Origin of the sequence: Variovorax sp. Sphag1AA, assembly GCF_014192575.1 — a bacterium.
Classification (GTDB): Bacteria; Pseudomonadota; Gammaproteobacteria; order Burkholderiales; family Burkholderiaceae_C; genus Variovorax.
On sequence record NZ_JACHYC010000002.1, the window covers coordinates 220,326 to 243,171 of the forward strand.

At 67.2% G+C, this 22,846-nt stretch carries 15 protein-coding genes; 5 read left to right on the forward strand and 10 right to left on the reverse strand.

Annotated features, from left to right (window positions below):
* Nucleotides 1–4: 4 nt before the first annotated feature.
* From FHW64_RS07550 to FHW64_RS07595, 10 genes are all read right to left on the reverse strand, one after another.
* Nucleotides 5–949: an alpha/beta hydrolase family protein gene (locus FHW64_RS07550; RefSeq protein WP_184524685.1), complete on the reverse strand. Its 945-nt coding sequence runs from the start codon at nt 947–949 to the stop codon at nt 5–7.
* Nucleotides 942–1,748: a serine aminopeptidase domain-containing protein gene (locus tag FHW64_RS07555; RefSeq protein WP_184524687.1), complete on the reverse strand. Its 807-nt coding sequence runs from the start codon at nt 1,746–1,748 to the stop codon at nt 942–944. The genes FHW64_RS07550 and FHW64_RS07555 overlap by 8 nt, the downstream gene beginning before the upstream one ends.
* Entirely contained in the window at nt 1,745–2,452 is a 708-nt protein-coding gene (locus tag FHW64_RS07560) for a 4'-phosphopantetheinyl transferase superfamily protein (RefSeq protein ID WP_184524689.1), read from the reverse strand. Before FHW64_RS07560 ends, FHW64_RS07555 begins: the two co-directional genes overlap by 4 nt.
* A 10-nt stretch (nt 2,453–2,462) precedes the next feature.
* The gene (locus FHW64_RS07565; protein WP_184524691.1) at nt 2,463–7,484 is read right to left on the reverse strand and encodes a non-ribosomal peptide synthetase; all 5,022 of its coding nucleotides are present in this window, start codon (nt 7,482–7,484) and stop codon (nt 2,463–2,465) included.
* Nucleotides 7,481–14,716: a polyketide synthase gene (locus tag FHW64_RS07570; RefSeq protein ID WP_184524693.1), complete on the reverse strand. Its 7,236-nt coding sequence runs from the start codon at nt 14,714–14,716 to the stop codon at nt 7,481–7,483. The genes FHW64_RS07565 and FHW64_RS07570 overlap by 4 nt, the downstream gene beginning before the upstream one ends.
* A gap of 381 nt (nt 14,717–15,097) precedes the next feature.
* A complete protein-coding gene (locus tag FHW64_RS07575) occupies nt 15,098–15,736 on the reverse strand; it encodes a histidine phosphatase family protein (RefSeq protein WP_184524695.1) in 639 nt (212 codons plus the stop codon).
* Nucleotides 15,737–15,785: 49 nt separating this feature from the next.
* On the reverse strand, nt 15,786–16,424 hold the full coding sequence (locus FHW64_RS07580) for a DUF4136 domain-containing protein (protein ID WP_184524697.1): 639 nt from the start codon (nt 16,422–16,424) through the stop codon (nt 15,786–15,788).
* Nucleotides 16,425–16,429: 5 nt separating this feature from the next.
* On the reverse strand, nt 16,430–17,341 hold the full coding sequence (gene ttcA / locus FHW64_RS07585; RefSeq protein WP_184524699.1) for a tRNA 2-thiocytidine(32) synthetase TtcA: 912 nt from the start codon (nt 17,339–17,341) through the stop codon (nt 16,430–16,432).
* Nucleotides 17,342–17,731 carry a dihydroneopterin aldolase gene (locus FHW64_RS07590; protein ID WP_184524701.1) on the reverse strand — a complete coding sequence of 130 codons (390 nt, stop codon included), beginning with the start codon at nt 17,729–17,731 and terminating at the stop codon, nt 17,342–17,344.
* Nucleotides 17,728–18,525 (reverse strand): SDR family oxidoreductase, encoded by a 798-nt coding sequence (locus tag FHW64_RS07595; RefSeq protein WP_184524703.1) that lies wholly within the window; start codon nt 18,523–18,525, stop codon nt 17,728–17,730. The genes FHW64_RS07590 and FHW64_RS07595 overlap by 4 nt, the downstream gene beginning before the upstream one ends.
* A 17-nt stretch (nt 18,526–18,542) precedes the next feature.
* Here FHW64_RS07595 and FHW64_RS07600 point away from each other — a divergent pair, with 17 nt between their 5' ends.
* The 5 genes from FHW64_RS07600 (at nt 18,543) to FHW64_RS07620 (ending at nt 22,562) form a co-directional block, all read left to right on the forward strand.
* The gene (locus tag FHW64_RS07600) at nt 18,543–19,640 is read left to right on the forward strand and encodes a class I SAM-dependent methyltransferase (protein WP_184524705.1); all 1,098 of its coding nucleotides are present in this window, start codon (nt 18,543–18,545) and stop codon (nt 19,638–19,640) included.
* Nucleotides 19,641–19,705: 65 nt separating this feature from the next.
* Nucleotides 19,706–20,605: a TauD/TfdA family dioxygenase gene (locus FHW64_RS07605; protein WP_184524707.1), complete on the forward strand. Its 900-nt coding sequence runs from the start codon at nt 19,706–19,708 to the stop codon at nt 20,603–20,605.
* A 39-nt stretch (nt 20,606–20,644) separates the two neighbouring features.
* Nucleotides 20,645–21,427: a histidinol-phosphatase gene (gene hisN, locus FHW64_RS07610; RefSeq protein ID WP_184524709.1), complete on the forward strand. Its 783-nt coding sequence runs from the start codon at nt 20,645–20,647 to the stop codon at nt 21,425–21,427.
* Between the two features lie 9 nt (nt 21,428–21,436).
* A complete protein-coding gene (locus tag FHW64_RS07615) occupies nt 21,437–21,631 on the forward strand; it encodes a DUF2905 domain-containing protein (RefSeq protein WP_184524711.1) in 195 nt (64 codons plus the stop codon).
* A 4-nt stretch (nt 21,632–21,635) separates the two neighbouring features.
* Nucleotides 21,636–22,562 (forward strand): ROK family protein, encoded by a 927-nt coding sequence (locus FHW64_RS07620; RefSeq protein WP_184524713.1) that lies wholly within the window; start codon nt 21,636–21,638, stop codon nt 22,560–22,562.
* The last annotated feature ends 284 nt before the right edge of the window (nt 22,563–22,846 follow it).

Consider the following 22,846-nt stretch of genomic DNA (forward strand, 5'->3'; position numbering starts at 1 on the left):
GTCTTCAGGCGATCGCGTCGCGGGCCAGCGCGAGCTTGCCCGGAAGCGTCCCGGATGACCCGCTCGATGTCGTGGTGAGCGCGCCATGCACGCTCGGAGGCGCCTCGCGGTGCGCCACGCGCAGCACCCAGTCCGACGCGATGGTCATGAAGGTCTCCTGCGCGGCGAGCGATGTCAGGCTGTGATCCAGCGTCGGATCGAACATGTATTCGATCTGCTTCACGAAAGGATCGTTGGCGAACGGGCCCAGCTGATCCCGATGCCTGTCGACGACGTGCATGGTGCCGCTGTAAAGCAGCAGCATCGCTACGTTGCGCTCCACGACCTGCGTCATCGAACGGCGGAAGGATGCGGCGGTGACCTCGGGCGCATCGGGCTCGAACATGTCCGGCGCAATCGCGGCTGCGGCCTTCGAGGAGACCAGGCGGTGCAGCCAGCGCGAGGTCTTGCCGATCATCGCGGCGTTGGAGATCGCGGCAAGTGCACGGCGGAAATTGCGCTCCATCAGCGAGCGGCGCCCAGGGAACGAATAGCCGTCGAACATCAGCACGCCAACCACGCGCGAATCGGCGACCGCCAGCGACAAGCCATTGGCCGAGCCGGAGCACAGACCGATCACCACGAAGCGGCGCACGCCGAGCATGGTGCCCATGAGATTCATCGCGGCCTGCATGTCCTGCACTGCCTGGGTGCGGTAGTGCTCGGCGCCGCTGGCAGCGCGGCTGTCGCCCAGGCCTGCAAGGTCGATGCGGATGGTGCTGATCCCGTGCGATGCGAGCCGTCGCGCCACCTTCACGTTGATGCGGCGCGGGCCGATCCGGTGCGTGGCGCCCATGTTGAGCAGCAGGCAGGCGACCGGCTCCATGGAACCGTCGTTCGGCGTTGTGACGATGCCGAGGAGCGAGCCGTCGGGCCCGAACTGGACGGGGGTTTCCTTGGAATCAGTCATGTGCTTCTGCAGTAAGGCGTTGCAGCGCTTCGGTCGGGACCATTGCGTTGTTGGGTTGCGGATCGGACGTCCAGATCAGCGGATGCTGGAACGACGAGATCGTGACGGGCATACGGCTCTCGGCCGCCGCGCTTGCCCATTGCTGTGCGGCCCGGTCCTCGGGGTCCGCAAGCACGGTGGTGTGATGCAGGGCGGTGAGCTGCAACGCCTTCGGCGAAAGCGAGCGCAGTTGCTGCCGGAGGACCGGCGAGACCGCAAAGCCGAGCACCTCGTCGGTGTAGGCATCACCGTCCTTCGTCAGCCGGCGGCGCCAGGCCGGATCGGGCACGCAGTAGGAGCGTTCGAGCGCGTCGACGTGGCTCTCGCGAAGGCTGTCGAGATAGCGCGCGCCGTCGATGATCGGGTCCCAGAGAATGAGTCGTGCCGGATCGCAGTGGCCGCTCTTGGCCGCGAGCACCGCCGCCGTTGCGCCCAGCCGCGCGCCGAGCCAGAGGATGCGACGCGCACCGACTCGGCGGCGCAGTTCCTCGTGCGCGGTGCAGACGTCACGGCGCCAACCCTCGAGTTCGCCGTCGGCATCGTCGCCGGGCGAGTCTCCGGTGCCGTAGTAGTCGAAGCGCAGCACCGCAACGCCGATCCGCGCGAGGCGGTCGGAGAGCACGCGGAACAGCCGGTGCGCACGAATTGCCTCCTGTCCGATGGGCATGCAGATCAGCATCGCGACATTCCCCTCGCGTTCCGGCGCATGAAACAGCCCGAACAACTGACGGGACGGTGGGCCGAAGAGCATGGGCGTCATGCGTACAACTCGCTTTCGTGGGTGGGGCGATTCGCCCCTGTCTCGGTGAAAAGCCGCCGGGCGATGGCACAGACTACACCCTCGCCGCCGTCGAAGGACGATACCGCGACCAGCACCTTCCCGTCGTCCATCGGCATGAGGACTTCGCGGTCGTGCGCGTCCACGCCCGCCTCGAAGGTGCGGGTGTCGACGCCGAGCCCGAGGCCGATCGCCTTCAGGCAGGCTTCCTTGCGGGTCCAGCAGGTGAGGAAGGCGCGCTCGCGCAACGAAGCCGGGACCGCTGCAAGCGCCCGCTGCTCGGCTTCCGTGAAATAGGAGGCGGCCATTGCCTCGGCATCGGGCATCGGACGCAGCACCTCGATATCGACGCCAATTTCCGCAGCACCATTGCCGATCGCGACCAGCGCGACCGATTTGCTGTGACTCAGATTGAACTGCACGCCAGCGGGCCGGACCAGCGCAGGCTTGCCCGCCTCGCCCTGCACGAACTCGAGCTGCGAAGCGGCCACGCCGGTGTGCGATGAGAGGATCTGCCGCAACGTCACATGCGCTGCGATGAAGCGCTCCCGGTCGCGCTGGAACACGAAGCGCGCCGCCCGATCCCGCTCGGCCTGCGACAGGCATGAAGCGTCGACCGGCGGCGCATCGAGATCGACCCGCCACACGAGGTCGGATGTGGGCCGGGCGACGGGTGCGATCGACAAGGCCTCTTCCTCAGTTCTTGCGACCCCAGCCGGAGAACACGCGACCGAGCAGGCCGCGCTTGGGCTCCTTGCTGGCTGCGAGTTCAGCCGGGTCGATGGCGGTGCCAGCCGCGGCAGACGACAGTTGGCCCAGCGTCTCGTAGACGTAGCGACGCGGATCGACGCGGAAGCCCATCACATGCTCGGCCTGCTGGATCACGCGCATCGCGAGCAGTGAATCGCCACCGAGGTCGAAGAAGGTCTCGTCCGCGTGGATGTCGTTGACGTCGATGCTGAGCGCGCTGGCCCAGATCTGGGCGAGGCGCGCCTGCTCCGGCTGCAGCAGCGTGGCCTCGCGTTGCCGCTGGGGCTGCACGGCCACCGGTGCTGGCGTGGATGCCGTTTCGACGGCCGTTGCCGGTGCTTCGGAAGCCGACAGCCGCTGCAGGTAGGTCGCGCTCGCGGAGCCTTGCGGCGAGAGGATCGTGTCGAGCGTTGCATCGGGCTGCTCGACCACGCGGCGCAGCAACTCGATGTAGCGTTCCTTGAAGGCCGCGCCGGTTTCCTGGCTGTAGATGTCGGCGTTGTAGACGATCGCGCCTTCGAGCATGGTGGACTTGTCCATCAGCCAGATGCCGAGGTCGTCGGTCGCGCCGTGCTGCACCAGGTGGACTTGCCGGTCGACGAGGCCGCCCACGTCCTTCGCGCGCTCGCGCGCATCCTGGAACGAGAACAGCGCCTGGTACAGGCCCACGCCCTGCGCGCGTTCGGCGAACTCGGGTTCGCGCGCGAGGCGCTCGAACGGGATCAGCTGGTGATCCATCACCGCGATGAGTTCCTGCTTGATGTAGCGCATGAACTCGCCGAAGCGCTGCGCCCCGTCGATCTGGAACGACAGCGGCAGCAGATTGTTGAAGAACCCCATCACCGGTTCGAGTTCCGGCGCCTCGCGGCCGCGGACCGGCGTTGCGATGACGATCGATGGCGTGCCGATGACCTTGCTCATCATCATCACGTAGACGCCCAGCGTCAGCATGTTGAGCGTCATCTCGTGGTGCTGGCCGAGCTGGCGGAGCTGCTCCGTGAGTTCGCGATCGACACTGACCCAGTGCGATCCTCCGCGGCCACTCATGCCCGCGCGGCGCGGCATGTCGGTGCGCGGCGCCTTGGCGGGCGGCGCCTTCGCGAAGCGCTCCTTCCAGTAGCGCAGCTGCACCAGCGCGGCCGGCGATTCGAGCCAGCGCGCGTACCAGTCGGCATAGTCGCCGTGCGTCGCTGCCAGCGGCGGCAGGCCGTGCGGCTCGCCGCGCACCAGCGCGCCGTAGATCGTCGAGAGCTCCTGCTGGAGGATGTCGAAAGACCAACCATCCCAGATCAGGTGATGCGGGACGAACACGAAGACATGGTCATCGGCCGCAAGACGGAACAACGTCGCATGGAAGAGCGGCGCTTGGTGAATGGCGATCGGGCGATCTGCCAGTTCGCGCATCTTCTCGTTCAGTGCGGTCGCGCGGTCGCCTTCGGGCAAGGCGCTCAAGTCGACGATCGGCAGTTCGTACCGAACGCTCTCGGCAATCAGCGCGGCCGGTTCGCCGCTCGCCGGATCGATGCCGAACGCGGTGCGCAGGGTCGGCTGCCGTTCGATGATGGCGTTCAGCGCGGCCTGGAACTTCAGGGCGTCCATCGGTCCGCCAAGCCGGTGTGCGGAAGGCGCGTTGTACGTCGAGCGGTCCGGATACATCTCTTCGAGGAAGCGGATGCGTTCCTGCATCGGCGTCACCGGCGCGGTGCGGCGGCCCGGCAGGGCCTTGATCGCCTCGCCGCGCGGTGTGCCGCTCTTGCGCAGCGTCTCGATCGCAACCGCGAGCTTCTCGGCGGTGGGCGCTTCGAACAGCACGCGCAGCGGCACCGTCACGTCGAACTCACGGCTCAGCAGTGTCGCAAGCCGGGCTGCAAGCAGCGAATGGCCGCCGAGCGAGAAGAAGTCGTCATGGACGCCGAGGCCGGGCAGGTTGAGCACCTGCTCCATGTGGCCGAGCACCGCCTTTTCGCCTTCGTTGCGCGGCGCGACGCGCTCCACCGTGGTTTCGCGCACAGCGGCCGGCTTGGGCAGCGCCTTGCGATCGACCTTGCCGTTGGGCAGGAAGGGGATCGCGTCCAGCGTCACCACATGCTGCGGAAGCATGTACTGCGGCAGCCGCTCGCGCAGCCGGCGATCCAGTTCGTGCAAATCGATGCTTGCGCCCGATGAGGGGCTCACATAGGCCACCAGGCGCACATCGCCCGGCTGGTCTTCGCGCGTGATCACCACGCTGTTGCCGACGCCCGGGGCTTCGTTGCAGGCGGCTTCGATTTCACCGAGCTCGATGCGGTAGCCGCGAACCTTCACCTGGAAGTCGAAGCGGCCCATGTGTTCGAGCAGACCGTCGTTGCCCCAGCGACCACGGTCGCCGGTGCGGTAGAGGTACGCACCGGTCTCGCCCCACGGGTCGGCCACGAAGCGCTCGGCGGTGAGTTCGGGGCGGTCGAGGTAACCCAGCGTCACGCCGTCGCCGCCGATCACGATCTCGCCCGGCACGCCGATCGGGCAGCGCTGGCCGTTCGCGTCGAGCACCCAGACGGTGGTGTTGGCAATGGGCTTGCCGATCGACACGCCGCGCTGCGCGACGCGCGACGGCTCCACGCGCCAGAGGGTGGACCAGATCGTGGTTTCGGTCGGGCCGTACATGTTCCAGAGCTCGCCGCAGCGCTGCAGCAGCGACTGGGCGAGATCCGAAGGCAATCCTTCACCGCCGACCAGCGCCTTGAACTTCGGCGAACCCGGCCATTGCGCATCGAGCAGCAGGCGCCAGCCGCCGGGCGTCGCCTGCATCATGGTTGCGCCGCTCTGTTCGATCAGGGCGCGCAGCGCGTTGCCGTCCATCGTCGTGTCGCGCGAGACCAGGATCACTTCGGCGCCAACGGTCAGCGGCAGCATGAGTTCGAGCACCGCGATGTCGAAGGACAGCGTGGTGACGGCGGCCAGGCGATCGTCGGCCGTGATGCCGGGCGCCTCGCGCATGCTCATCAGGAAGTTCGCGACCGCGCCGTGCGGCACGCACACGCCCTTGGGCTTGCCGGTGGAGCCGGAGGTGTAGATCACATAGGCCGCATCGGCGGCCTGTGCATCCTGCGCGGAAGGCGCGAGTGCGGTGGCGGGCTTGCTCTGCCAGTCGGTGTCGCGGTCGAGCGTGAGCACGCGTTGCGCTGCGTCGGCGCACCAGTTCGCGGGCACCGCGGCGACGGTGGAGCTCGTCAGAAGCAGGCCGAGCTGCGCGTCTTCCGCGTAGTAGTCGAGCCGTGCTTGAGGGAAGGCGGGGTCGAGCGGCACGTACGCGGCGCCGGACTTCAGCACCGCCAGCAGCGCGACCATCATGTCGGCGCCGCGATCGAGGCACAGGCCGACGCGCTGGCCGCGGCCGATGCCGCGTTCGCGCAAGGCTTGGGCGAGGCGGTTCGATTGCTCGTCCAGTTCAAGGTAGCTCAGGCTGCGCGTGCCGTCGCGCAGCGCGGCGCGATCGGGCGTCTTCGCGGCCTGCGCGGCAAAGCCCGCATGCATCAGCGGCTGGCCGGCAAGCGGCGTCGGCGCCGGCTGCAAAGCGGTGATCGCCTTCGCTTCGGACTCGTCGAGGATGTTGAGCTTGCCGAGCGCCATCGAAGGATCGGCCGCGACCGAGCGCAGCAGGCATTCGTACATGCCGAGCCAGCGCTTGACGGTTGCGTCGTCGTACAGGTCGGCGTTGTATTGCGCCTCGATCTGCATGCCCTTCGCGACCGGCGCGATGTTGACGAACAGTTCGAAGTTCTCGTAGCGGCGCGGGATCGAGCTCTGCTCCGATTCGATCTCGGGGAAATTGCTCGTGACCAGCGCGCCGCTGTCCAGATTGAAGAGCACGTTCACCAGCGGCAGGCGGCTCGGGTCGCGCGGCACAGGCAGCTTGCGCAGCAGTGCGCCGTAGGTCAGCGTCTGGTGCTCAAAGGCATCCAGCAGTGACGTGCCCGAAGCGGCCGCAAAGGCCTCGAAGGACATCTGCGGCTCGACCGCGACGCGGATCGGCAGCGTGTTGACGCAGTGGCCCACCAGCGAAGGCATGTCGCTCGGCATCTGGCCGGCCGCGGCAATGCCGATCACCAGGTCGTCCTGTGCGGTCAGCCGGTGCAGCGTGGCCGCGAAGGCGCTGAACATCGTCGCGAACAGACTCGTGCCCGAGGCAGCGCCAACCTTGCGCAGCGAATCGATCAGGTCCCGGCCCAGCACGTGGTCGACACGGCGCGAGCTGAAGGTGCGCACCGCAGGACGCGGCCTGTCGACCGGGAGTTCGAGCACCGGCAGGCTGCCGCCGGCGAAGCGCGAGAGCCAGTAGTCGATATGACCCTGCATCTCGGGGCTGGACGCTTCTTGCGTCTCCCAGGCCGCATAGTCCGAGTACTGCGAGGGCGCTTCGAGCGCCGGGCCGAGGCCGATCTGCTCGGCATAGAGCAGGCCGAGGTCCTGGCTGATCACGCCCCACGACCAGCCGTCGCAGATCGCGTGGTGTGCGGTCATCACCAGCACATGTTCGAGCTCGGAGATCTTGTAGAGGCCGGCCCGGAAGAGCGGACCTTTCTCGAGATAGAACGGGTCGAGCACCGCTGCGAGGCTCTCGTCCTCGAGCCGGCGCTTCTGCGCCGCGGGCTCGAGCTGGCTCAAGTCGTGTTGCGCCATGTTCACCGACGCCGCTTCGCCTATCAGCATCTGCGTTCCGTCCGGAGAGATGGTCGCGCGAAGCGATTCGTGCCGCGCGACCAGCCGGTCGAGTGCGCCGGCGAGCGCGCCCGTATCCAGTGCACCCTTGAGTCGCATCCGCAGCGACTCGTTGTAGGCCAGCGAAGCTTCCGGACTCAGCCGATCGCCCAGCCAGACCTCTCGCTGCGCCTCCGTCGTCGGGACGATCCGCTCGATGAGGCCCGACGCGAAGGGATCGAAGTCGTCGGCGGGCGCGTTGTCGGCGGGGGTGAGGACGGCTTCAGTCATGCTTGGAACTTCGTGAATTTGCCTTGGGCGTTCGGATCAGGCACGAACCAGGCGGGCTGCCCATCCTTGTCGCGCCCGAGCCGGGCGTTGGGAACGGGCGGGTGCGATGCGTCGAAGGTCGACTGCACGACAGCACGGCGCGGAAGCAGTTCGGCTTCCTGCATCTCGGCGATCGATTCCTTGAATGCGGACTTGATCGTCGCGATGTCCTGCTGCGAATGCGCGGTCGTCATGAAGCAGGGGAAGTTGTCGAGGATGTGCACGCCGCGGCTGCGCATCATGGCGAACAGGAGGTCCTGCAGCGGATGGTCTTCGAGCCAGGTCACACGCCACAGCGACGAGAAGTAGCGGATCTCCAGCGGCGCGCCGACTTCGCGGCAGAACGCGGTCAGCTCGTCGGCCATCGCGGCGGTGTGCAGGTTGAGCTGGGTCTGCAGCTTGTTGTTGTCCTGCTTCAGGTGCTCCAGCGCGGCCTTCGACGCCGCGAGTGCGAGCGGATGGCGCACGAAGGTGCCCGCGAAGTAGGTGACGCCGACGGTCGGCACCGAGTCGTCGCCGTATTGCCATGCGCCGCCATCCAGCGCGTCCATGTAGGTGCGCTTGCCGGCGATCACGCCGACCGGGAAGCCGCCGCCGAGCACCTTGCCGTAGGTGGCCAGGTCCGCGCGGACGCCGAAGATCGCCTGCGCGCCGCCGAGGTCGCTGCGGAAGCCGGTGATGACCTCGTCGAAGATCAGGCAGGTTTCCGACTTCTCGGTGATCGCGCGCAGCTCGCGCAGGAATTCGCGCGGCTGGAAGTCGGGGCGACGGCTCTGCACCGGCTCCACGAGCACGGCGGCGAGGTCTTCCGCGTTGGCGCGGATGAATTCGAGCGACTCGGGCGTGCCGTAGTCGAGCACACGCACTTCGCCGAACATCGTCTGCAGCACGCCGGGTGCGGCGGACATGCCCTTGGCATTGCGGCCGGCGCGCACCAGCACTTCATCGAAGGTGCCGTGATAGGAGCCGGTGAACAGCACCACGGTGTTGCGGCCGGTCACGGTGCGCGCGATGCGCAGCGCGGCCATCACCGCTTCGGAACCGGTGTTGCACAGGCCAGCGCGGTCGAAGCCGGTGAGCTCGCACAGCAGCTTGGTCACTTCGGCTGCGAGCGGATGCTGCGGGCCGATCTCATAGCCCTGGTCGAGCTGCTTGTGCACCGCTTCGTTGATGAAGTCCGGCGTCCATCCGAAGAGGTTCATGCCGAAGCCGTTGAGCGTGTCGACGTACTCGTTGCCGTCGATGTCCCAGAGGCGCGAGCCCTTGGAGCGGTCGATGACGATCTGGTAGGTGATCTCCTTCGTCGCCGGGCGGAAGCCATTCACCACGCGCGGATCGGCCATGTGCGGGCGGTTCTGTGCGGTGAATTCCTTGCTCTTCTTCGTGCGCTCGGTGTAGCGGCGCATGAAGGCGGCGAGTCGTGCCTTCTGTCGCTCGGTCGGTTCCTTGGCCTGCGTGTGGATGCGGGCGATGGCGCCGAATGCCTTCTTGACGTCGTACTTGACTTCACTGGCGGGCGCTTCCGCGTCGGTCGCGGATGCGGCGGCTGCGGGCTGCGCGGCTTGCGCAGGTTGCGAATTGGACGCCGTGGCCGCGACGGAGGCCTTGGACGTGGGTTGCTCCACCACCGGTGCCGGCAGCGCGGGGCTGGCCGGCATCGATGGTGCCGCCGACAGCAATGCGAGTTGCTGTTGCATCAATTGCATCTGTTGCGCGATGAGCTGCTGCACCAGGGTGCCGGCGCCAGCAGGCAGGGCCATGGGCTGCATCGCGGGCATCACCTGCTGCACGGGCGTGATCACCGGTGCTGCGGCTTGCGGTGCTACCGCAGTGATCGTGGCCGCAGGCGCTGCGACCGGAGTGGCCGGTGCGGCAGCGGCAGGCTCGGCCGGCAGCGTCGCGTCGAGGAACTCGGCGAGCGCGTCGAAGCTGCGATAGCTTTCCATCAACTGGCGGAAGGTCAGGTTGACCTTGAAGGTCTTCTTGACCTGCAGCGCAGCCTGCGTGAGCGTGAGCGAATCGAGCCCGATCTCGACAAAGGGCGCCGAGCCGTCGACGCCGGCCATGTCGACGCCGGACAGGTTCTCGAACAACTCGCGAAGCCGGGTGACGAGAGATGCGCGGCGCGCGGGCGGTGCGGAAGTGGCTGCGACGGTCATTGTCAACTCCGGAAGCGAATTGGAAAGAAGAGGGGCGGAAGCGACGGAAGCCACCACGGGCGCGACCGTCGCGGCGGGTGCCGCTGCGATGTCGACCCAGAAGCGCTTGCGCTCGAAGGGATAGGTCGGCAGACGCACACGGTGCTTGCGTGCGCGCGTGTCGAGTGCGTTCAGGTCGAGCTCGATGCCTTGCGCCCAGAGGCGACCGGCGGCAAGACGCCAGGCGGCGTTCTCGCCTTGCGGCTGGTCCAACAGCAGCGAGACGGCGGGCGCGGGCACGGCCTTGGTCGCATGCTGGCGCACCAGCGTGGCGAGCGTGTTGCGCGGGCCGATCTCGATGAAGAGCGGGTGCGCGAGCTGCGCGAGCACTTCGCGCACGGCTGGCGAGAAGCGCACGGTTTCGCGCAGGTGGCGCGCCCAGTAGTGCGGGTCGGTCGCTTCTTCTTCGGTGAGGAGGCGGCCGGTGAGCGTCGAGTAGATCGGGAGCGTGGGCTGCGAGAGCTTCGTCTCGCGCACCAGCGCTTCGAAGGGCTCGACCGCCGGTTCCATCATGGCCGAATGGAAAGCGTGCGAAGTCTGGAGTGCCTTCGCGACGATGCCCTTGGCTTCTAGCGCAACGCGCAGGTTCTCGATCGCATCGCTCGGGCCGGCGGCCACGCACACGTTGGGGCCGTTATCGGCGGCGAGCGAGATGCCTTCGGGAAGGAGCGGCACCAGGTCGGCGGCAGGCATGCGGACCGAGAGCATCGTGCCCGCGGGCAGCGCCTGCATCAGTGCGCCGCGGCGTGCCACGAGGCGCGCGGCATCTTCGAGGCGCATGACGCCGGCCAGCACCGCAGCGGCGAATTCGCCGACGCTGTGGCCGACCATCGCGGCGGGCTGCACCCCAAGCGCCATGAGCTGGCGTGCCAATGAATATTCGAGCGCGAAAGTCGCAGGCTGCGTGACCGACGTGGGCGCGAGCGCCGAAGCGTCGTCCGAGAACATGCGCTCGCGCAGATCGAAGCCGAGCACACCGTCGAAGGCGCGCAGGCAATCGTCGAAAGCGGCGCGGAAGACGGCATCGTTCTCGTACAGCGTGCGGCCCATGCCGGCGTATTGCGCGCCCTGGCCCGGGAACGCGAACACCGGCTGCGGCACCCAGGCGTTGAGAGAAGCGCCTGCACGCGCGGGCGAATCGGCCGTGCGCAGCGCGGCAATGGCTTCATCGATCGAGCTGGCGACCACGCAGGCGCGGTGCGTGAAAGCCTTCCGGCCGACGCGGAGCGTGTGCGCGACATCGGCGAGCGACACGTCGCGATGTGCATCGAGGTGATCTGCCAGTCGCGTCGCGGCAGCGGCCAGTGCGGCGGGCGAACGTGCCGAGAGCGTCAGGAGATGCGGCCCGGACATCGGATCGGACGGCTCGCGCACCGGTGCTTCCTCGATGACCACGTGCGCGTTGGTGCCGCCCACGCCGAAACTGCTGACGCCCGCCCGGCGCGGTGCCACTTCGCGCGGCCACGGCAGGAGCTGGCTGTTCACGCGGAACGGCGTCGCCTCGAAATCGATCGCCGGGTTCGGCGATTCGTAGTGCAGGCTGGCCGGGATCGCTTCGGTATGCAACGACAGGGCGGCCTTGATGAGCCCCGCCGCGCCGGCGGCCGTGACCATGTGGCCCACGTTGCTCTTGAGCGAGCCGATCGCGCAGAAGCCCTTGTCGGCCGTGTGCGCGGCAAAGGCGCGTGTGAGGCCTTCGACCTCGATCGGATCGCCCATCGGCGTCGCAGTGCCGTGGGTCTCGATGTACGAGATGCTGCGCGCTTCGACGCCAGACGACGCGAGCGCGGCTTCGATCACAGCGGCCTGGCCGTCCACGCTCGGCGCGGTGAAGCTGGCCTTCGCGCCGCCGTCGTTGTTGACTGCCGCGCCGCGCAGCACGGCATAGATGGTGTCGCCGTCGGCGATCGCGTCGGAGAGCCGCTTGAGCAGTACCACTGCCGCGCCGTCGCTGAAGACGGTGCCCTTGGCCTTGGCATCGAAGCTGCGCGTGTGCCCGTCGGGCGAGAGCATCGAGCCCTCGTTGTAGAGATAGCCGCTGCGAGGCGGGCAGGTCACCGACGCGCCGCCCGCGAGCGCCATGCGGCATTGGCCGGTGCGCAGGGCATGGAAGGCCTGTGCGATCGCGACGAGCGATGTCGAGCACGCGGTATGCACGCTGACGGCCGGGCCGGTGAGGCTCAGCTTGTTCGCCACGCGGGTGGTGATGTAGTCCTTCTCGTTGGCCAGCATCACCTGGAACTCGCCGATCATCTCGACCAGGTCCGGACGCGTCGACACGTGCCGCTGGAAGTAGGTCGGGTTGTACATGCCGCCGTAGACGCCGACCGGGCCGGGCGCCTGGTCGGGCACGTAGCCGCCGCGTTCGAGGCATTCCCAGCAGATCTCGAGGAACACGCGATGCTGCGGGTCCATCAGCTCGGCTTCCTTCGGATTGATGCCGAAGAAGGCGGCGTCGAACTGTTCGATGTCGTCGATGACGCCGCGCGCACGCACGTAGAGCGGGTCCGCGCGAAGGGCAGCACTCACGCCGGCGTCGAGCGTCGCATCGTCGAAGAAGCTGATCGATTCGCGGCCGGCGAGGAGGTTGTCCCAGAACTGTTCGACATCCGCCGCACCGGGGAAGCGGCCGGCCATGGCGACCAGCGCGACGGGCTCCATCTCGGCGCCGATGCGGGACGCAGGCTTGGCGGCTTCACGCTTCGGCGAGACAGGCTCGTCGGCCTGCAGGCTTGCGGCGAGCGCGGCAGGCGTGGGCTGGCGGAAGAAGAGGTTGGTCGAAAGACGGCGTTCGCTTCCGCGCTGCAGGTCCTTCATCACCTTCAGCACCAGCAGCGAGTCGCCACCGAGGTCGAAGAAGTTGTCGTTGCGGCCGACCTGGTCGATGCCGAGTGCACGCGCGAAGGCCGCGCACACCGTGCGTTCGGCGTCGGTGCGCGCTTCTTCGAAGGCCTGTGCGAGATCAGGCCGCTGGCGCGGCGGCTCGGGCAGTGCGCGGCGGTCGAGCTTGCCGTTGGTCGTCACCGGCAGTTGGGGGAGCCACACCTGCGCCGAAGGCAGCATCGCCTCGGGCAGATGGTCGGCAAGGTGATGGCGCAACGTGGTCCACGGCACTTCGGCTGCGCGCGCGACGAGGTACGCCACGAGGCTCAACCGGCCCGAGGCGTCCTTGCGCGCGACGACGGCGCAGGACTTGACGCCCGGGTGCGTGAGCAGCGCCGCCTCGACTTCGCCGGTCTCGATGCGATGGCCGCGGATCTTGACCTGGCCGTCCACGCGGCCGATGTATTCGATGGTGCCGTCGGGCAGCCAGCGCACCTGGTCGCCGGTTCGATAGAGACGATCGCCGGGGCCACCGTACGGGTCGGCGACGAAGCGCTCGGCGGTCAGGTCGGGGCGCTGCAGGTAGCCACGCGCCAGTCCGCGTCCGCCGATGCACAGCTCGCCGACGAGGCCGGCGGGCAGCATTGCCATCGTCGGGCTCAGGACACGGAGCGTGGTGTCGTTGATCGGGCGGCCGATCGGCACCGAGCGCGCATCGGCCGGCAGGTCGCGCGGAATGCGGTGCGTGGCCGAGAAGGTCGTGCACTCGGTCGGGCCGTAGCCGTTGATGAGCGTCGTCTCTGGCAGCGCAGCCATCGCGCGGCGGATATGCGACACCGACAGCGCTTCGCCGCCCGCCAGCAACTGGCGCAGGCCCTTGAGCTGAAGCGGGTCGTCGTCGACCACCGCGTTGAAGAGGGCGGCGGTAAGCCATGCGGTGCGCACGGAATGTCGCTCGATGGCGCGCGCGAGTCCGGCGCCCGTCGGCACCTGCTCGTCGAGGACCACACAGATGCCGCCATTGAGCAGCGGGCCCCAGATTTCCAGCGTCGAGGCATCGAAGCCCAGCGGTGCCGCATGGAGCATCGCCTCGCCGGCCGGCAGGTCCACGTAATGCGCGTCGGTCACCAGCCGCAGGATCGACCGGTGGCAGATCTCGATGCCCTTGGGCGTACCGGTCGATCCCGAGGTGTACATCACGTAGGCGACCGATTCGCCATCGGCTTCGGCGGGTGCGAAAGGCGGGAGCGCGGTTTCCTCGGCCGCGCGCCCGTCATCGATTGAAAGCACCGGCCGCTCGCTGGGAACGAGCTGCCGGTGCGCGGCCTGGGTAACGACGAGACCGACGTCGGCGTGTGACAGCATGAACGCGATGCGCTCGGCGGGGAAGTCGGGCTGTACTGGCACATAGGCCGCGCCCGTTTTGAGGATGCCGAGCAGGGTGACGACGGCGGCGCTGGAGCGGTCGAGCATCACGCCCACCGCATGGCCAGCGCGAACGCCGCGCGATTGCAGCCGGCGCGCCATCACTTCGGCACGGCGCGCGACTTCGTTGTAGCTCAGGGGGCCGTCTTCGCCGACCAACGCCACGGCCTCTCCGCGCGCGGCGACCTGGCGGTCGAACATCGCGTGGACCGTCAGCGAGCGGTCATAGGGCGTGGGCGGGACGTTCCATGCGTCCGACTGGCGCTGGCGGTCTTCGGCGGTCAGGGTGCGGATGTCGCGCAGGTTGGCACCGGGGCGATCGAGAAGATCCGACGCGGTGTCGGCGATGGCGGTCAAGACCGTTGCTGCGAGGTTCGCGTCGAGCAAGGCGGCGGGGCCGCGCAGGCTCAGCACCGAGGTCGCTGGCGAGAAGGTCAGGTGGAACGCGTCGCCTTCACCGGCTGTGCTCTGGGTTTGGGCGAGCCAGTCGTTCGCGGTCGCGTCAGCTGGAATCGCGGTGCCGAGCCAGCGCGCCTGCAGCAGCGCCCATGCGGCCGCAAACAAGGTATCTGTGGAGAGCGTCGATTCGGATGCCTTGGCGGCCCAGCGCGCCGCGAGGTCCGCAACCTGCAGGTCGTATGTGGCCGGTTCCGGGGAAGATGCCGCGCCAGTGCGGGCCACGAAGAGATCCACTAGCGAAAGCGTTGCAGCCTCAACAGGGGAACTGGGTACAGGTGGTTGTTCCATGGACTGATAACTCCGCTGACGAGTGGCTGTGAACCTTCTGGTAACCCCTGGTTTGTTTCAGGATCGGCGCGCGGTTTGGCAACACATGTATCCGTTACGAACAGTAATCACAAAGCGTTCACTTTCCCGACTGGCTCGATATTGCCCTCTCAAAGACCTTTGTGCCACCCTCCGAAAGCCATGCTGAGCAGCCTATGCCGTTTTGGGGGGCTGCAACATTCGAAGCAATTCGTTGCTTTTGTCGTGTTGACAAAAGTTTCACACGGTCACGATTGTGCCAACGTTTACCAGAAATGAGTACGAAAAGCTGACGTCGGTCGTCAGATCCGACGAAAAGTGCATAGGAAAGTACTGTTTTTGCGACTCGACGGTCGCGGCGCCTCAGACGGTGGTTTCGTCGAGCACGTCGTCGCTGAGATGCCGGATGTCCGCCCAGCCGACGAGCGTGAAGCCCTGGGGGGTCCAGAGCAGGCGGTTGATGGCCGCATTGCCCAGTTCCCAGGTGCGCGGGGCCTGCAGGCCCTGACCGGTCGCGGCGCGGTAAAGCACGTCCATCACACCGCCGTGGGCCACCATCACGACCAGTTCACCGGGGTGCTGGGCTGCCAGCCGGGCCGCCGTGCTCGTGATCCGCTCGCGGAATGTGAGCAATGACTCTCCGCCTTCCGGCGTGAATTCGGGATCGCGCGTGCGCCAGAGGCGCGCCTGGTCCGGCAGCACCGCATCGATGTCCGCGAAGGTCCGGCCTTCGAAGTGCCCGAAAGCCCGTTCGCGCAGGCCGGTGTCGGTGGTTACTTCGATCTGGCGCAGGTCCGCGATCTCCCTGGCGGTCTGCCACGCACGGGCGAGGTCGCTGGCATAGATCGCCGCGATGGGTTCCTCGACCAACGCCTTGGCGACCCGGCGCGCCTGCCAGAGGCCGGTGTCGTTCAGTTCGATGTCGAGCTGTCCCTGGATGCGGGTATCGACGTTCCAAGCGGTTTCGCCGTGGCGGACTGCAATGACGCGGGTGGACTCCATCGGCGAAATTCTAGGGGGAACCCCTAGGCCGCCGCTGTCGGAGGGGGGCTCAATTGCGGGCGGTCGGGACTTCCAGGTTCACCCGCCGTTCGCCCTTGGGGGGATTCGGGAAGCCCTGGAGCGCCGCCTGGAACATCACCGGCAGGATCGCGCCGCTGTCGTTGTACGGCCCGTCGTTGCGCGCCCTTGTCTCGTAGACCACCCGGTTGGAAGGCAACTCGCGCAGCACGATGCTGACTTCCCGCGAATACCAGGGGTTGTAGGCCGGCGGTGGTCCCCACCAGCCCGGCCCGTACCAGCCGCGGCCGTAGCCCCATGCGCCTCGGTAGGGCCCCCACGGCCCCGGGCCACCCCAGGGACCGGGACCGTACCAGGGGCTGCCGAACCACGGATCGACCCACGACGAGAGCTCTGACGTCACGCGCGCGCCGATCTGCGCGGTGTAGTGCGGCGAGGCATCGTCGCGGCGCAGGCCGACGCCCTCGAGCGCCGGGCCGGCCATCGCTTCGAGCTGGAGCTGCGCAGCCTCGTCATATTGCTGGGAGGGCAGGCGTTCGAAGCGATAGGTTGCTTCGGCCGGTACGGTGCCGATCTCGGAGAAGGTCCGCACGTCGCTGTCGACCACCCAGCGCGTCGCGCAACCCGTGAGGCTCACGGTGAAGAGGAGGGCAGCCAGCAGCGATTTCATTGGGATCAGATCTGCACGATGCTGAGCGGCGACGCGGCCACCGGGAACTCGGGCGCGTCGAATGCCTTGTCGCCATCGTCGTCAGCCACGCCCGTCGCTTTCAGATCCTTGAAGTCGTACAGCGTTCCGTCGTGCAGATGCGAGGGAACCACGTTCTGGAGCGCGTTGAACATGTTCTCGATGCGGCCCGGATGCTTGCGCTCCCATTCGCGCAGCATCTCGCCGACCTGCTTGCGCTGGAGGTTCTCCTGGCTGCCGCAGAGCGTGCACGGGATGATCGGGAACTGCCGGTGCTGCGCCCAACGCACGAGGTCCTTTTCAGGCACGTAGGCCAGGGGGCGGATCACCACGTGCTTGCCGTCGTCGCTCACCAGCTTGGGCGGCATCGACTTGAGCTTGCCGCCGAAGAACATGTTGAGGAAGAAGGTCTGCAGCATGTCGTCGCGGTGATGGCCCAGCGCCACCTTGGTCGCGCCGAGTTCGTCCGCCACGCGGTAGAGGATGCCGCGGCGCAACCGGCTGCAAAGGCCGCAGGTGGTCTTGCCTTCGGGGATCACGCGCTTGACGATCGAGTAGGTGTCCTGCTCCTCGATGTGGAATGGGATGCCGAGCGCCTTCAGGTAGGTCGGCAGCACCTCTTCAGGGAAGCCGGGCTGCTTCTGGTCGAGATTGACCGCGACGATGTCGAAGTGGATCGGCGCACGGGCACGCAGCTTGAGCAGGATGTCCAGCATCCCGTAGCTGTCCTTGCCGCCCGAGAGGCACACCATGACCTTGTCGCCCGCCTCGATCATGTTGTAGTCGAAGATCGCGCGGCCCACTTCGCGGCACAGGCGCTTCTCGAGCTTGTGCGTCTCGCGTTCGATCTTCAGGCTGTTGGTGGACGAAGGCTGCTCGTCAATCCATACGGCACTCATTTACTTGCTCCTGAAAACTTCCACGCCCACTGCGTCGCAGTCGGGGTAGACGTCGGGTTTGGCGGTCGAGACGCGCGCGGCGTGCACCTTGGGGTGCGTCAGCACCTGCGTCAGGATGTCGTCGCACAGCGTTTCCTGCAAGTGGATGTGGCCCTTGCTCAGCCTCGTCGCGACGGTGCGGCGGATGAAGTCGTAGTCCACGACTTCGTCGAGGTCGTCCGCCTTGGGCGTCGACTGGTCCAGCGGCACGTAGAGGTCGACGTTGATGATCACGCGCTGCTCGGCGCGCTTCTCGAATTCGTGCACGCCGATGTTGATCCACACCTCGTAGTTGCGCAGGAAGACGCGACGGCAGTTGGTCAGAAGGGGATCGATGGAAGAGTGGCTCATGGCGCGGATGCTTTCAGCAGGTCGTCGACGACGAACATGATGTCGCGCGGCAAGGGCACCAGGTGCTGCCCGTTGTCGACGCAGAGAGTTGTGCCGGTCACGCTTGGCGTGCTGGCGAGGAAGACGCAGCTGCGGGCCACGTCGGCCGGGTCGATCGGCCGTCGCAGCAGGTTCGCGTGCGAGGCCTTGGCGAAATTCGCCTCGTTCTGCGGCCCGCTCGGATAGAGGATGCCCGGCGCGACGCCGCAGATCCGCACCGCCGGCGCGAGCGCCTGCGCCTGCAGGGCCACGGCCCGCTCCAGCGCGAGCTTGGAGACCGTGTACGAGAAATAGTCGGGGTTGAGGTTGTAGACCTTCTGGTCGAGCACGTGGATCGCCGAGCGGTCGATGCCGTCGTCCGGCTGGCCGGTCTTGGCCAGCAACCGCGCGAACGACAACGGCGCCACCAGGTTCACGCCGATCTGGCGCAGTGCCGCTTCGGCATCGAAATCGAGCGCGGTGTCGGGCTCGAAGGCCGAGGCGTTGTTGACGATGCACGCCAGCGGGCCATGGGCGGCGATTCGTGCGATCAGCGCACGCCGGCTGTCTTCGGTGCCGATGTCAGCTTCGACCGCAGTCGCGTCGTGCCCTTCGTCGCGCAGGCGCGCGCACAATGCGAGCGCCTGTTCGCGCGATGCGCGGTACTGGCACCACACCCGCCAGCCCGCGCGAGCGAAAGCCTCGCAGACCGCGGCGCCGAGCCTTTGGCCGCCGCCTGTCACGAGCACGCCCGGGCGTGGGGACGTTGGAGCCATCCTGATAGATTTCCTGTATGAACTTGGAGCAAGGCGCGCAGCGCGCCAACCCTTTGACCCGGATTATCGATGCCGCGCTGCAGCGGGACGGTGGCTGGCTGCCTTTCGACCGCTTCATGGCGCTGGCTTTGTACGCACCCGGACTGGGCTACTACGCCAATGCGAGCCGCAAGTTCGGCCGCATGCCCTCGTCGGGCAGCGACTTCGTGACGGCGCCTGAACTCACGCCACTTTTCGGTCGAGCGCTCGCCGTGCAGGTTGCCGAAGCGCTCGAAAAGACCGGTACCGACGAGGTCTGGGAATTCGGCGCCGGTTCCGGCGCGCTCGCGCTGCAGTTGCTCGATGCGCTCGGAGATCGGGTGGCGCGCTACCGCATCGTCGATCTCTCGGGCACGCTGCGCGAGCGCCAGCAGCAGACGCTGGCGAAGCACGCGGCCAAGGTCGAATGGCTGTCCGAACTGCCCGAATCCATGAATGGCGTCGTCGTCGGAAACGAAGTGCTCGATGCGATGCCGGTGCAGCTGTTGGCACGCTCGGGTGGCCAGTGGTTCGAGCGCGGCGTGGTTGCGCAAGGCGACGGCTTCGCGTGGAGCGACCGGCCGACCGACCTCCGCCCGCCCGTCGAGATCGAAGGCGAGCACGACTACCTCACCGAAATCCACCCGCAGGCCGAAGCCTTCATCGCCACACTGGCCGACCGGCTGGGGCGTGGCGCCGCCTTCTTCTTCGACTACGGTTTCCCGGAATCGGAGTACTACCACCCGCAACGCCACATGGGCACCGTGATGTGCCACCGCGGCCACCAGGCGGACGGCGATCCGCTCTCGGACGTGGGCGAAAAGGACATCACCGCCCACGTCAACTTCACCGGCGTCGCGCTCGCAGGCCAGAACGCCGGGCTCGAAGTGCTGGGCTACTGCAACCAGGCGAGGTTCCTGCTCAACGCCGGCATCCTGCCCATGATGGAACAGGCCACGCTGGCCGAGCGCAGCATGGCCGCGCGGCTCATTCATGAGCATGAGATGGGCGAGTTGTTCAAGGTCGTCGGATTCGCTGCGGGCGAGCCGTGGGACGCGATCGGCTTCGCCGAGGGCGATCGCAGCCACACGCTCTGAGTGCACATAAGCTAGCAACCAACGAATGGTTGGAAATCCATGGGGAGCGCCCTAAAGTGACTGGAATGACCGCTTCGATCGCTTCCGAATCCGCCACCCGCGACGCACCTCCCCAGTCATTCGACATCCGCCGCTTCGATGCGCCGGTCGGCGCCGAAGTCGTCGGGCTCGACATCTCCAAGCCCATCAACGATGCCGATTTCGCGCGAATCCATCGCGCGCATCTGGACCATCACGTGCTGGTTTTCCGCGACCAGGAGGTCTCGCCCGCAGACCATGTTGAGTTCAGTCGCCGCTTCGGCCCTCTTGAAATCCATGTGCTGCATCAGTTCCAGCTCAAGGGGCATCCGGAAATCCTGATCGTTTCCAACATCAAGGAAGACGGCGAGCCCATCGGCCTCGGCGATGCGGGCGTCTACTGGCATTCCGATATCTCGTACAAGGAAAAGCCCAGCCTCGGCTCTCTCCTGCACGCGCAGGAACTTCCGAGCGAAGGGGGTGACACGCTTTTCGCCGACCAGCACCTCGCATGGGAGGCGCTCGACCCGGCGCTGCAGCAGCGCATTCTTCCGCTCAAGGCCGAGCACAGCTATCTCGCCAAATACGAGGAATTGCGCGCCAAGAACCCGTGGCGCCCCAAGCTCTCGCAGGCGCAGATCGACCAGGTCGCGCCTGCCGTGCAGCCCGTAGTGCGCACGCATCCGGAGACCGGCCGCAAGGCGCTCTTCGTCAGCGAGCACTTCACGACTCGGATCGTCGGCCTGCCGCAAGAAGAGAGCGACGCGCTGCTGGCCGAACTCTTCGCGCACAGCGTGAAGCCCGAATTCGTCTACCGGCACACGTGGGCGCCGCACGACCTCGTGTTCTGGGACAACCGTTCCCTCATGCACCTGGCCGCAGGAACACCGGACCATCTGCGTCGCAAGCTCTATCGCACCACGATCCAGGGGGACACACCCTTCTGACGTCGGGTCTAATCGGGCTTTTCCTCCGCTGAAAAGCCCATGAGTTCCTCCTTCACGCCCGAAGACGACCTGCGCGTTGCCCACGCGCTCGCGGATGCGGCGGCCGCGCATTCGATGCGCCTGTTTCGTACGCCGCTCGACATCATCGCCAAGGCCGATGAGAGCCCCGTCACCCGGGCCGATCGCGAAGCCGAACAGGCCATGCGCGACATCCTGTCCGCCGAGCGACCCGCCGACGGCATCTTCGGTGAGGAGCACGGTCTGGAGCGCGTCGAAGCCGAACGCGTCTGGGTGCTCGACCCGATCGACGGCACCCGCAGCTTCATCACCGGATCGCCGCTCTGGGGCACGCTGATCGCGCTCGTGCGCGGCGGCCGGGTCGAACTCGGCATGGTCGACATGCCGGTGCTCGGCGAGCGCTGGATCGGCCAGCCCGGCGTCGGCGCACAGCGCAACGGGCAGGCAGTGCGCGTGCGCGGCTGCACCGCCATTGCCGAAGCCCGCATCGTCACGACCTCGCCCGATATCTTCAATGCCGCCGACTGGCAGGCATTCGACCGCCTGAGCCGCAAATGCGCGATGCGCCGCTTCGGCGGTGACTGCTACGGCTATGCGCAACTCGCGGGCGGCACCATCGACCTGGTCGTTGAAACCGGCCTGCAGCCTTACGACTACCTCGGCCCGACCGGCCTCATCGAGGCGGCTGGCGGCATCGTCACGGATTGGGAGGGTCGTCCGCTCGGCCTGCAATCCGACGGCCGCGTGGTTGCGGCCGCAACGCGAGAACTTCACCGACAGGCGCTCGCGCTTCTTGCGGCCTAAACTGCAACGATGATTCGCTGGCTGATCGTCGTCGTCCTCGCGCTCGTTCTGATGAGCGGGCTTACCGAGTGGCTGCGGCGCTTCGGCTTCGGGCGGCTGCCCGGCGATTTCGAGTTCCGTGCGTTCGGGCGCGAATGGCAACTGCCCATCGCGAGCACGGTGGTTCTCAGCATGATCGCGGCCCTGGTCGCACGATGGATCTGAATCGATGAAAGCCTGCGTCGACCTCGGCGGAACCAAGGTGGCGGTGAGCCTTGCCGCGAACAGCACCTCACCCCTCATCGGTCGCCGCAGCGAGCCGACCGCCAAGACCGGCGACAACGACGCGGTCGCGGTGCAGATCATTCGGCTCATCGACGACATCTGCGCCGAGCAGGGCATCGATCCCGGCACCATCGACCGCGTCGGCGTCTCGACCGCCGGGCCGTTCGAACTGCATGACGGCATGGTGGAGTTGGCCACGCCCAACATCTGCGGCGGTATCGCCGGGCCGGCGCGGGGGTTGCCCAACGAATGGATGACGGCCTTGCTCGAAGCCCCCTTGCGCAAGCGCTTCACGCAGGTGCGCGTCGAGAACGACGCGGTCGCCGCGCTGGAAGCGGAACGCCGCTGGGGTGCGCTCAAGGGCTTCGATCATTGCGCTTATGTCACCTGGAGCACCGGTGTCGGCGTCGGGCTTTGCGTCGATGGGCATGTGCTGCATGGCAAGAACGGCAATGCCGGCCATGCGGGTCACAGCTTCGTTTCGGACGACGACAACAACGCGCTGTGCGGCTGCGGCAATCGCGGCGACGTGGAGGCGCTCGCGGCGGGCAACGGGATCGCGCGGCGCTTCGGAGAACCCGCCGCCGACCTCTTCGCAGCCGCGGCTCGGGGCGAATCGAAGGCGCTTGCGACCACCGACGCGCTGTGCCGCGTCATGGGCCGCATGCTCTTCAACCTGATCGCCACGCTCGACCTGCAGCGCATCAGCCTTGGCGGCAGCGTGTTCTGGAACAACCGCGACTTCCTGCTGCCGCGCCTGCAGGCGCAGATCGACGGCAAGCTCGAAGCGCTCACGCGCGGCGCGCTGCTGGTGCCGGCCGGGCTCGGCGACAAGGTGGGCGACTACGGCGCGCTGGCGTTGGTCGACTAACTGCCCGACGCTCCGGCTTCCAAAGCGCGCGTCCTACGCGGCAATTCGGGGGCTTCTCACGGTTGAGTTGCACGTTCGTTCCCAGACTGCCGAGAACCTGCGCTCAGCCAGCAGCGGGGTGGTGCCTTGCCCAGATATTGCTTGAGAACGAGCGTCACGAAGCGAGACTTTTTTCGGCATCTCGACCGTGTTCTATAACTTTGGAGGGGGCAGGAAGTCAGTTCGGACTGGGTAAGATAGTGAAACTTTTGTTTAACAAAGAACGCTCGGTGGCCATGCTGCGG